Annotated in this window: 7 protein-coding genes; 5 read left to right on the top strand and 2 right to left on the bottom strand. The window is 50.5% G+C overall.

Features of this window, described 5'->3' with window-relative positions; genetic code table 11:
• Nucleotides 1–19: 19 nt before the first annotated feature.
• From DFER_RS05095 to DFER_RS05080, 4 genes are all read left to right on the top strand, one after another.
• Complete coding sequence (locus DFER_RS05095) at nt 20–1,531, top strand: RagB/SusD family nutrient uptake outer membrane protein (RefSeq protein WP_015810538.1); 1,512 nt, start codon at nt 20–22, stop codon at nt 1,529–1,531.
• A 247-nt stretch (nt 1,532–1,778) separates the two neighbouring features.
• Nucleotides 1,779–4,475 carry a c-type cytochrome gene (locus tag DFER_RS05090; RefSeq protein WP_015810537.1) on the top strand — a complete coding sequence of 899 codons (2,697 nt, stop codon included), beginning with the start codon at nt 1,779–1,781 and terminating at the stop codon, nt 4,473–4,475.
• 281 nt (nt 4,476–4,756) lie between these two features.
• Complete coding sequence (locus DFER_RS05085) at nt 4,757–5,614, top strand: hydroxypyruvate isomerase family protein (RefSeq protein WP_015810536.1); 858 nt, start codon at nt 4,757–4,759, stop codon at nt 5,612–5,614.
• A 25-nt stretch (nt 5,615–5,639) separates the two neighbouring features.
• Nucleotides 5,640–6,524 carry a hydroxypyruvate isomerase family protein gene (locus tag DFER_RS05080; protein ID WP_041734754.1) on the top strand — a complete coding sequence of 295 codons (885 nt, stop codon included), beginning with the start codon at nt 5,640–5,642 and terminating at the stop codon, nt 6,522–6,524.
• Between the two features lie 380 nt (nt 6,525–6,904).
• Here DFER_RS05080 and DFER_RS05075 read toward each other — a convergent pair whose 3' ends face one another.
• Both DFER_RS05075 and gyrA read right to left on the bottom strand, forming a co-directional pair.
• Nucleotides 6,905–8,365 carry a tetratricopeptide repeat protein gene (locus tag DFER_RS05075; RefSeq protein ID WP_015810533.1) on the bottom strand — a complete coding sequence of 487 codons (1,461 nt, stop codon included), beginning with the start codon at nt 8,363–8,365 and terminating at the stop codon, nt 6,905–6,907.
• Between the two features lie 72 nt (nt 8,366–8,437).
• Complete coding sequence (gene gyrA, locus DFER_RS05070; RefSeq protein ID WP_015810532.1) at nt 8,438–11,065, bottom strand: DNA gyrase subunit A; 2,628 nt, start codon at nt 11,063–11,065, stop codon at nt 8,438–8,440.
• 283 nt (nt 11,066–11,348) lie between these two features.
• Here gyrA and DFER_RS05065 point away from each other — a divergent pair, with 283 nt between their 5' ends.
• Nucleotides 11,349–12,653: a gluconate:H+ symporter gene (locus tag DFER_RS05065; protein WP_015810531.1), complete on the top strand. Its 1,305-nt coding sequence runs from the start codon at nt 11,349–11,351 to the stop codon at nt 12,651–12,653.
• The last annotated feature ends 36 nt before the right edge of the window (nt 12,654–12,689 follow it).

Here is a 12,689-nt window from a genome sequence, read left to right as displayed (position 1 = left end):
CATCTTAATTCCGATAGAAATGAAAACAAAATACATAGCGGCCTGGGTACTGGCCGCAGGCCTGGTGACCGGATGCGGGGATAAGTTCCTGACAGTAAACCCGGAAACCGCACTAACCTCCAACAACTTCTTTACCTCTGAGAGTGATTTCAAACAGGCCGTAAATGCAGCATATGAACCATTCCGCCAGATGTACAACGAACGTGCGTGGGTTTTGGAAGAAATGCATTCGGATAATACATACTACGCCCGCAATACGCTCTACGGAGCCGTAGATCCGACTGAAAACGTCGCGGACTTTGCCGTACCGACTGCCAATGGCGTCACCGCGAACGACAACGTGCTCGTACAATACCGGCTGAACTACCGGATCATCGCACGCGCCAATCAGATTCTGGCATTGATAGATGGGGTCGACTTCGATGCCGTATCCAAAGCCAACCTGAAAGGCCAGGCTTTCTTTCTGCGTGCATTCTGCTATTTTGACCTGATCCGTCTGTTCGGCAAAGTACCTTTGCACTTGGTTCCGGTTACCGGCCGTGACGATGCCCCTGTGCCTTTGTCATCGACCGAAGAAGTATACGCGCAGATCGAGAAAGATGCCAAGGAAGCTGCCGCAGGCCTTTTCGATAAGGCAAAACAGGAGCCCGGACGTGTCACTTCCGCTACTGCAAAGATGCTTTTGGCAAACCTTTACATTACCCAGAAAAAATGGCCGGCAGCTGAAACTTTGCTGAAAGAAATCGAGTCCAGCGGCCAGTACGCATTGATGCCCGACTACAACGACGCGTTTTCGACAACCAGCGGCAACAAAAACAACAAGGAGTCGCTGTTTGAAATCCAGTACATGGAAGGATCGGCGGGTTACAATGGTAACCAGATCTACCGTTTCATTCCGTCGCCGATCACCGCCACGGAGATTGCGCCCATTACCGGAACATCCAATCCGCAAGGCACGTCGCAGGAAAGTAACAACATTCCTACACCGGACCTGATTGCGGCCTACGAAACGGGGGATAAGAGGAAGGATATTTCCATCGGCTATGTGACCCTGAGCGGAAGCCGGGTTCAGAACAAAACTTATCCTTACATTAAAAAGTACGCGCGCACGCATTCGCTGCATAACAATACCGGCCAGAACTGGCCCGTGTACCGTTACGCGGAAGTATTGCTTTTCCTCGCCGAATCGCTGAACGAACAGGGTAAACCTGCCGACGCCGCCGCCTATCTGAACCAGGTGCGGACCCGTGCCGGATTGGCTGCTACCAAAGCCGCTTCACAGGCGGATATGCGCGAGGCGATTTTCAAAGAAAGAAGGGTAGAGCTGGCATTTGAAAACAAGCGCTGGTTTGACCTCACCCGCACCGGACGCGTGCAGGAGATCATCGGAGCCTACGGCGCCAGGGTGAAAGCCAATCCGCAAGCCTACTACTTCCCGGCCGACGCGGTGCCGCCGAGCAATGCATTCACGGTATTGGACGACTACTACGGTCTGCCTGCTGTTGAAGCCGCATTGACGCCGCATTTCTGATAGATGTGAGAGAACAAAAAGTGCAGCAGGCGCAAGCTCGCTGCACTTTTTTCATTATTAGCATACTTATCAGGCCAATACCCCACACAACAGGATAGTCACGCGGATGTTTCGGTCTAATATTGTATTTATCAGATTATTTAAAGTTTTAATTTCCTTTATTTAAGAACATATCTGCCTCATCGCTTAGGCATTCCGGTGCTTCACCCTTTTATCAATCATATTTATTTAAACTCTGAGCTGTAAGATGTACACTAAAAAACAATGGTTAAAACTTCCTATGACGCTCGCGGTGCTGCTCGCCGTAGGGGTCTTTTGCGGAGTGATGCTAAGCAACCGCACCGCCAAACACCGGCCGCCTGGCTCAAAGGTCGACAAACTCAAACTGCCGGAAGGTTTCAAAGCTGAACACCTATACAGCGTGTCGGAGGAGAAAAACGGTTCGTGGGTATCGATGACATTCGATAATAAGGGCCGCATGATCACGTCCGACCAATACGGCAGCCTTTTCCGCCTGGAATTGCCGCCGATCGGTTCGACGGATAAGCCGAAAGTGGAAGCGCTGAAAATTGAGGGCGATACCGCAAAGGTAGCAATGGGCTACGCGCACGGCTTGCTGTACGCATTCAACAGCCTTTATGTGATGATCAACAACCGGTCAAATGCGCGCTTCCCGAAAGGAAGTGGATTGTACCGTTTGCAGGATTCGGACAATAACGATCAGTACGACAAGATTACGCTGATTAAACCACTCACCGGCGAAGGCGAGCACGGACCGCACAGCATTGTGATGGCGCCCGATCAGAAATCGCTTTTCGTGGTGGCCGGTAACTTCACCGATCTGCCGAAAATGGACATTTACCGCCTGATGCCGAATTGGAAAAACGACAACCTTTTCCCGTTTATTAAAGATCCGCGCGGCCACGCCACCGACCGTCACGCGCCCGGCGGCTGGATTGCCCACACCGATCCCGAGGGAAAAAACTGGGAACTGTACACGGCGGGCTTCCGTAACCCTTACGACATCGCATTCAACGAAGCGGGCGATCTTTTCGCTTACGACTCGGATATGGAATGGGATTTCGGAACGCCCTGGTACCGCCCGACGCGCGTTTGCCATGCGGTAAGCGGCGGCGAGTTCGGTTGGAGAACGGGTTCGGCGAACACTTCGCCCGCTTTTGCGGATTTCCTGTCACCGGTGATGAACATCGGCCAGGGCTCGCCTACGAACCTGATTTACCTGAAAGACGCACGTTTCCCTGCGAAATACAAAAATACATTGCTTGCATTCGACTGGAGTTTCGGTATCGTCCACGGCCTGCACCTCAAACCGAGCGGTTCGACTTACACCGCCGATCATGAAGAATTCCTTTCCGGCGCTCCGCTGCCATTGACCGACGGCGCAATTGGCCCCGATGGCGCATTGTATTTCCTCACAGGTGGCCGTCGTCTGGAATCGGATCTGTACCGCGTGTATTATGGTGACTACAAGAACATTGCGCCGGGATCGAACGTGGCTACGCCGGTGATCACGAACGAGCACAAGCAACGCACGGCGATCGAAGAATACCATGCCAAAAAGGACCCGAAAGCAGTTGACCAGGCATGGCCATTGCTGAAAAGCAACGACCGCTTCCTGCGCTACGCAGCCCGACTGGCGATTGAACACCAGCCAGTTAGCCAGTGGGAAAGCAAAGTGTATGCAGAAAAAGATCCGCAATCGATCATTTACGCAGCCATCGCACTGGGCCGCCAGGGCGATTCTACGAAAGTAGGAGGGCCGCTGTTGAAAAAACTGACAACGATCGACTACACCAAGCTCGACGACCTGAACAAGCAGGCTCTCTTGCGCGCCGTAGAAGTGACCCTGTACCGCACCGGCCAGCCTGATGCGGCCACCAAAGCTGCGGTGATTGCATACCTGAATCCCAAATATCCATCTCCTAATGCTTTGCAAAACAGATTTTTAAGCAAAATCCTGGTAACGCTCGAAGCACCGAAAGTGGTCGAAAAAACGCTTTCGCTTATCGCGAAAAACGAGAAATTCGACGACAAGGATAACGAAATGGTAACCGCCTCCGCCGACCTGATCCTGCGTAACCCGCAATACGGTCTCGACCTGGCAGGCTTATTGGAAAAAATGCCGCCACAGCAGCAGACATTCTACGCGATCATGCTCAGCAGCGCCAAAACCGGCTGGACAACCGCCACGCGTGAGGAGTATTTCAAATGGTTCCACAAAGCATTCAGCTTCCAGGGCGGACGCAGCTACATTGGATTTATCGACAAAGCCCGTCAACTGGCATTGAAAAACGTACCAAGCGACAAAGTGGCCTATTACAACAAATTATCTGGTGCTGAACTACTTACAGGAACCGGAAACGACCTGGTAAAACTTTACACGCCGAAGGGTCCGGGCCGCGCATGGAAAGTCGAACAAGCCGTTGAACTGGTGGAAGACAGCTTGGCAAACCGTGATTTCGAGCGTGGCAAGCAGATTTTCTCAGCCGTACTTTGCAGCCGCTGCCATGCCATTCAGGGCGAAGGCGCGGACGTTGGCCCGGAACTGACCCAGCTAGGAACCCGCTTCTCGGTGAAGGACATGCTCGAAGCGATCATTATTCCCGACAAGGCGGTGTCTGACCAATATGCTTCGATCTCATTCCAAATGAAAGACGGACAGTCGATCGTAGGCCGCGAGGTGAACCAGGATGCCAACTTCTATTATGTGTCGCAAAACCCGTTTGATCCGAAAACGATCCGGAAAGTTGCTAAAAAAGATGTCGCTTCGTCCAGATTATCGCCCGTGTCGATCATGCTTCCAGGCCTGATCAACGGTTTGAACCCGAACGAATTGAGAGATTTGGTAGCTTATCTGATGGCCGGTGGCAACAAAAACAACCCGATTTATTCTGAATCCGGCGCCCCGAAAAGCGGAAAATAGATACAGTGAATTTTTGAGTAGATTATAATTAATTAGGCTTAAGATAGTGGTGCTACGTGTCGACCTCGATGCTTCCAAAGCAGAGAAGTCCGGTAGCATCACTACTTTTTTATGGCATTGGCTGGAAGCAAATCGGCAATGTCATCGGGCGTATACCAGCGTACGTTCGGGCAGGGAAGAGTGGGGGAGTGACCCGCTCCATTGATCAGCAAGTTGTTTTATTTCAGATAGTTAACTATTAAATGAAGTCAATCTCAAATCGAAGAAAAGCACTTAAAAATATGGCCGCTGCGGCTGGCCTGGGAACGTTTTCGAGCTCCCTTGCCGAAGCCTTCGCCGCGTCCCGCGAAGCGCTTGGCCCACAGTTGAACGGCAAAATCAATCATTCCGTATGCAAATGGTGTTACAGCAAAATTCCGTTGGAAACCTTTGCGCAGGAATGCAAGAAAATCGGCTTGACCTCCATCGAATTGCTAGGCCCCGAAGAATGGCCGGTTATCAAAAAATACGGACTTACCTGCGCTTTGCCCTGGGGCGAAGGACTCACACGAAGCATTGACAAAGGTTTTAACGATCCTAAAAATCATGAAGAGCTGATCAAGGGTTTTGAAGATGTGATTCCAAAAGTGCGGGCTGCCGGCTATGACAAGATCATTTGCTTCTCGGGCAACCGCCGCGGCATGTCGGACTATGACGGGATCCGCAACTGCGCGGAAGGCATCCGGAAGCTGATCCCGACGGCAGAAAAGCATAATGTAACGCTGGTGATGGAATTGCTGAACAGTAAAGTCAACCACAAAGATTACATGTGCGACCGGACAGAGTGGGGTGCAGCCCTTTGCGAAGCCGTTGGTTCAGAGAAATTTAAGCTCTTGTACGACATTTACCACATGCAGATCCAGGAAGGCGACGTGATCGCGACCATTAAAAAGTACCACAAGTACATCGCGCATTATCACACGGGCGGTGTGCCGGGCCGACACGAGATCGACGAGACGCAGGAGCTGTATTACCCGGCCATTATGAAGGCAATTGTAGAAACCGGTTACAAGGGTTTCGTAGGGCAGGAGTTCGTCCCAAGCCGGGGTGACGATCTCGCTTCACTGAAACAAGGTGTCACCATTTGCGACATTGCCTAACTACTGATCTTCAATACATTATAATATGTCAACCAGAAGAAACGCATTAAAAAATATAGCAGCCGGCACGGCCGCAGGAGCCGCAGCAGGGATGATGTCCATTACAGAAGTATTCGCCAAAAACGAATCAGTTTTGGGTGCTAAACTGAATGGAAAAATCAACCATTCGGTATGCAAATGGTGCTACGGCAAAATCCCGCTCGACACTTTCGCACAGGAATGTAAGAAGATCGGGATCACGTCCATCGAACTACTCGGACCCGAGGATTGGCCGACGCTGAAAAAGTACGGCCTGACATGCGCGCTGCCTAACGGCGCCGGCATGGGAATCGAAAAAGGATTCAACGATCTCGCATTGCACGACGAATTGGTGAAAAGCTACGAGGAGCTTTTTCCGAAATTGAAGGAAGCCGGCTACAAAACGGTGATCTGCTTTTCGGGCAACCGCCGCGGCATGTCGGACTACGACGGCATGCGCAACTGCGCCATCGGCCTGCGCCGCCTGATGCCGTCTGCCGAAAAACACGGTATCACGATGATCATGGAATTGTTGAACAGCAAAGTCAACCACCGCGACTACATGTGCGACCACACATCCTGGGGCGCCGGTCTGTGCGAAATGGTTGGTTCAGAAAACTTCAAACTCCTGTACGACATTTACCATATGTCGATCATGGAAGGCGACGTGATCGCGACGATCAAGCAATATCATAAATACATTGGTCATTACCACACAGGCGGCGTCCCGGGCCGTGCCGAAATCGACGACACCCAGGAACTTTACTACCCGGCGATCATGAAAGCGATCGTCGACACCGGGTACAAAGGATTCGTCGCACAAGAATTCATCCCGAAGCGCGAGCCGCTGGCTTCTTTGAAGCAATGCGTAGAGATTTGTGACGTCGCGTGAGTGTGAAAACCGACTAACCAAAGGTTAAAAACGGCGCTATTTTGATAAATAGCGCCGTTTTTGCGTTAAAATGAATTTGTCAAAGTCTAATTTGTCGACCTTGTATTTGCTCTTTACAAGCTGTGAGTCAATCATATGCAGTGTAAAATCATGAAAAAGACAAGGCCGACATTTGCCCAATTGTTCCAATGCTGGGTTCTCGGTCGGTATGGGCGATTCTAATGCGCTGACTAAATTTATGAGGTTCGAGCTCGATGGCATACTTGTTGTATAATTTATATTATGTTAAATAGCTTTTCATAAACGAATAGAGCACCAGTTTCCCGGTGCTCTATTCGTTTATGATCATCACAAGGCACTACCCCGACGACAATTCCATTTTATTCTTCAATACAAGCCACTCCCTTCGAAGCGAATTGTTCCAGAACGCCGTTCAGGTTGGTGAGGTTGTCTTTGGCCTCAGCTTCGTCCTTTGCCTGGATTGCTTTTTCGAAGTATGGTTTTGCTTTTTTGAACTTACCACAAACACGACCTTCAACTTCTTTACCACGTTGCTGGTATTCGGTCATGTTCATGTTATCCACTTCGCCTTTCAGCTGTACCGCTTCGTTGAAGTAGAAAACGCCCAGGTTGTAAAGCGCATCGTAGTTAGTCGCGTCGATTTCCAGTGCTTTCTTATAGTTAGCTACTGCTTTGTCGCTCGCTTCTTTCTGTTTTGCTTTTGCTTCTTCCAGCTCTTTCTGAGCTCCTGCTACATCCTGACCTTTGGCAGCTTCCTGTGCGGCTTTCACTTCGCCTTCCAGTTTCGCTACTGCTTCGGTGCTCTCCTTTTTCTTCGCGGTTACATCAGCAAGCTGGCGTTTCAAGTCTGCATTTTTAGGCTGCTTTTTGATCAGCGCGCTGATACGCTTCACCTCACCATCGTATACGGCAATTTTGTCTTTTTCACCTGCCAGGTTTTTCTCAGCGGCTCCTGCTGCATTGGCACCAGCACCTGCTTTCGCGCTCAGTTGTTTCACCTTGTCAGTAGCAGTTCTGTACATGTTATCGTACAAAATAGCCAAATTTACCACATTCTGGGTGTTTTTTGGATCAGCTGCTGCCAGTGCTTCGAGTTCTTTGATAGCCTGGTCTTCCTTGCCAGATGCAAGCAAAATGTTCACGATCTCTGCTTTCAGGTCTTTGTTGCCTGGCGATTGTGCCAAACCCTGGTTCAGTGTTTCGATCGCTTTGTCGAAGTTGTTTTCTGAGCGATATAGCTGAGCCAGACCGTAGAAAACGCTGGGGTCTTTACCGCCGTTAGCAGTATATTTCTCGAAAGAAGCTTTCGCATCGTCCTTTTGGTCAAGCTGTTGTGCAGCGATACCGCCGTAAAGTGCAGCCAGGGTATCCTTTTTATTGATCTCCTGTGCAGCCTTGAACATTTCGAGCGCACCGCCCAGGTTTTTCGCCTGGTATTTTTCAGCACCTTGCTTTACAAATGCATTGAAAAGCTGTGTCCCTTCTCCGCCGGCCAAAACATTGGACGCTTCTTTCGAAGATTTACCTGGCTCCCCTTTTTTTGTAACATCCAGCTCCACAACCTTTTTATAAGCTTCCAACGCCGTTTTTGCTGCACTGGAATCTACTTCGGAACCTTGCAAAGCTATGTTTTCATAAAGTTTTGCGCGCTCCATCCAGAAAGAAGCTTTCGCACTCGCCTTCGGATCGCTTACATCTTTATCGCTTTTCTCTTTGTCCTTACGCAATCCATCTACCATAGCCTTGTTCACAGCATCGTCCTGCGCCATCGCAGCACAGCCGAACAGACTAAGTGCAGAAATTAAAAACAGTTTTTTCATAAATATTAACTTTGGTTGTGATTGATTGTTCGAGATTTAAATATAAATCAATAAATATAATTTTTACAAAAATCATGCCTCTGCGTCGTCGGAAGGCTCTTCATCCTCCTCCTCGTCGTCGTCAGCGACATCTTCTTCCTCGTCCAACTCATCATCAGAAACAATTACATCATCGGCCGAAGCACCTTCAACCTGCGCTACCGGTTTAGCTACTACGTTGCCATCTTCGTCCAGTTCTTCGGCTTTTTCGTCCGGATCTTTCAGAATGCGGGTCACCGAAGTGATTTCGTCGGAGCTGCTCAGGCGGATCAGCTTCACACCCTGTGTGTTACGGCCGGCCTGGCGGATGTCGAGTACGCTCATTCTGATCGCGATACCATTGCGGGTGATGATCATCAGGTCGTCCTCTTCGGTTACCTCGCGAATGGCCACCAGCTTACCGACCTTATCAGTCGCATTCATCGTGGAGACTCCTTTGCCACCACGGTTGGTGACACGGTAACTATCTATCGCAGAGCGCTTTCCAAATCCATTTTCAGACACCACGAGCAACTGTGCATCTTCACGGCTGATACAAACCATGCCGATAACCTTATTATCAGGATCGTTCAGGTTAATACCACGCACACCGGCCGCTGTACGGCCCATCGGACGCACGCCTTTTTCGTTAAAGCGGACCGCCCTACCGGCTGCCGACGCGATCACGATGTCGTTATCACCGTTGGTTAACGCCACGTTCAGCAAGCGGTCGCCTTCGTTGATCGAAATGGCGATGATACCATTTGTACGCGGACGTGAGTAAGCTTCGAGCAAGGTCTTCTTGATCGTGCCCTGCTCGGTACACATAATGAGGTAATTATTGTTGATATAATCCTCATCCGACAAGGTCTTCACGTTGATCACCGAACGGATCGAATCGCCGCTTTCGAGGCTGATCAGGTTCTGGATCGGGCGGCCTTTCGAAGTTTTGCTTCCTTCCGGCACCTCGTACACCTTCATCCAAAACAACTTACCGTATTCGGTGAAGATCAGCAGGTAGTTGAGCATTGTCGCGGAGAACAGGTGCTCGGTGAAATCCGTATCCTTCGTTTTCACACCGCGGGAGCCAACTCCTCCCCTTGTTTGCGTGCGGTATTCCGAAAGCGGCGTACGTTTGATATACCCTTCTTTGGAAATAGTAATGAGCATTTCCTCGTCGGCAATCATGTCTTCGTCGCTGAATTCCTCTGCCGAGAATTCGATCTGCGTTCTGCGCGCATCCCCGTAGCGCTCCTTAATGTCGGTCAGCTCGGTTTTAATGATCTCGTATTTGCGGTATTCGTTGGCCAGAATGTCTTTCAAGTCGGCGATCAGGATCATGATCTCTTCATATTCCTTCACGATCTTCTCTCTTTCCAGACCTGTCAAACGTTGCAAGCGCATATCAAGGATCGCGCGCGCCTGGATTTCCGACAGTTCGAATTGCTCCATCAAACCGGTCTTAGCCGTTTCAGGATCGCGGGCTGCGCGGATCAATGCGATCACCGCATCGAGGTTATCCAGTGCGATCAGCAAGCCTTGCAGAATGTGCGCGCGTTTTTCTGCTTCGCGCAATTCGTATTCCGTCCGGCGGGTAATTACCACAATCCGGTGGTCCACATAATGCTTGATCAAATCTTTCAGGTTGAGCAACACCGGGCGGCCTTTCACGAGCGCCACGTTGTTCACCCCGAACGACGTTTGCAGCGGCGTGTATTTGAACAGGTGGTTCAATACAATATTAGGGATCGCATCTTTTTTCAGGTCGAAAACAATGCGCATACCTTCGCGGTCAGACTCGTCGCGGATGTCGGAAATTCCTTCCAGTTTCTTGTCATTGATCAGCGACGCGATCCGTTCGATCATTGCCGCCTTATTGATCATGTAAGGGATTTCGGTGACGATGATCTGCTCGCGGCCGGTCTTGGAAACTTCGAATTGCGCCTTCGAACGCATAATAATGCTTCCGCGGCCGGTTTCCATCGCCGAGCGTACGCCATTGTAACCGTAAATGATACCACCCGTCGGGAAATCGGGAGCTTTTACGTGCTCCATCAGTTCCGGAATGGTGATTTCGTTGTTGTCAATGTAAGCGAGCACGCCGTCTACGACCTCTCCGAGGTTGTGCGGCGCCATGTTGGTGGCCATCCCTACCGCGATACCGGACGAACCGTTCACGAGCAGGTTGGGGAATTTTGCCGGAAGTACCGAAGGCTCGCTCAGCGAGTCGTCAAAGTTGGGTTGAAAATCAACCGTATCCTTGTTAAGATCGGCCAACAGCTCATCGGCAATTCTTTTCAGCCTTGCCTCCGTATAACGCATCGCCGCCGGATTGTCCCCATCGACCGACCCGAAGTTACCCTGGCCGTCGACAAGCGGGTAGCGCAGCGACCACGGCTGGGCCATACGCACCATCGTGTTGTACACGGACGAGTCGCCGTGGGGGTGGTACTTCCCAAGCACTTCCCCTACGATACGCGCTGATTTCTTATGGGCTCGGTTGTAACTCACGCCCAGATCGTCCATTCCATAAAGGACCCGTCTGTGAACGGGTTTCAGACCATCGCGAACGTCGGGCAAAGCGCGGGAGATGATAACGGACATCGAATAGTCGATGTAGGCTCCACGCATTTCATCCTCGATATTAATCGGGATAATGTTTTCACCAGAAGATTCTGCCATAAACGATTAGAAAAGAATCAAAATTTAAAGTGGGCGAATCGTTAATATCAATTGCCCAGCGGATTAATACAATCAGATTGGTACTAAAAAGTCAAATTTCGCCATTTTTAGCCATTCTAACAAACTATCTTTTGTGCTATTTTGGGCCCCGGGGCGTATATGCGTGACTATCCGCCCATTACCATCCCGAAATATCCGCGGGAAAACTATATTGGCATCTATCGTTAAAAATCGCGTTCTTCCAGCTTATTAGCAAAAGCTTAATTTCTGACAATTTTCACTTATGCCTTTACTATTAACCTTTATTGCGATCCTCGCCCTCATTTTACTCATTGCCTGGCTCAAAATCGACACATTCATTTCCTTTCTGCTCGTATCCATCGCCCTCGGCCTGGCGAGTGGGCTGGATGTGGACACGGTGAGCAAGGCCATTCAAAAGGGTGTAGGAGGGACGCTCGGCGACCTGGTACTGATCGTCGGGTTCGGGGCGATGCTAGGGAAGATGGTGGCGGACAGTGGGGCGGCCCAACGCATTACCGATGCGCTGATCAGCCTTTTCGGTCGAAAATATATCCAGTGGGGTATGGCACTGGCCGGTTTCGTGATAGGGATACCGTTGTTCTATAATGCTGGTTTCGTGATTGTTATTCCATTGATTTTCATGATCAGTGCAACCGCCCGGTTACCATTATTATATATTGGTATTCCAATGTTATCTGCTTTGTCGGTAGCGCATGGTTACCTCCCACCCCACCCTTCCCCGGCGGCGATCGCCAGCCAGCTCAACGCCGACCTGGGCAAGACCCTATTGTATGGAATGATCGTTTCGCTGCCTGCCATTGCCGTGGCCGGCCCTATTTTCGGAAAAACGCTGAAACGCTTCCAACCCAAGCCCGACGAAGACCTTTTCGATGTAAAACCCCGCCCCGCTTCCGAACTTCCGGGATTGGGCATTAGCGTTATCACCGCCCTGCTCCCGGTGTTCCTGCTTACTACCATGTCGGGTGTAAAACGCATTTATCCCGACAATAAACTGATCGCCTTGCTGGCCGAGCCCTATTTCGGGATGCTCGTTTCGGTCCTTTTCGCCGCTTATGCACTGGGCGTGAGACGCGGGATGAATATGAAAAAGGTGGGTAAATCGATGGAAGAAGCATTCAAAGGCGTATCCACGATCCTGCTGATCATTGCAGGAGCCGGCGTTTTCAAAGAAATCATGACAGCCAGCGGCGTAAGCACCTTCATCGCCGAAAGTCTCAAAGGAATGGACATCTCCCCGCTCCTGCTCAGCTGGGCTATTGCGGCGGTAATCCGCGTTTGTGTGGGTTCCGCCACCGTCGCGGGGCTCACCACCGTAGGTATTCTCGCGCCCTTGCTCGCTAATGCGGGCGTACCTGCGGAGCTGCTCGTACTCGCCATCGGCTCAGGCAGTTTGATGTTCTCCCACCTCAACGACGGCGGTTTCTGGCTCTTCAAAGAATACTTCAATCTCAGCATTAAAGACACCATCCTTACCTGGTCGGTAATGGAAACAATTGTGTCAGTAATGGGTTTGCTGGGCGTTTTAGTGCTAAATTTGTTCGTGTAAAACTAATTTTGAATGATTGAATGATTGAATGATCGA

The sequence above is a fragment of the Dyadobacter fermentans DSM 18053 genome, assembly GCF_000023125.1.
Lineage (GTDB): Bacteria > Bacteroidota > Bacteroidia > Cytophagales > Spirosomataceae > Dyadobacter > Dyadobacter fermentans.
Note: the sequence above shows the minus strand (reverse complement) of the source record. Positions and strands in the feature narration are given on the sequence as shown.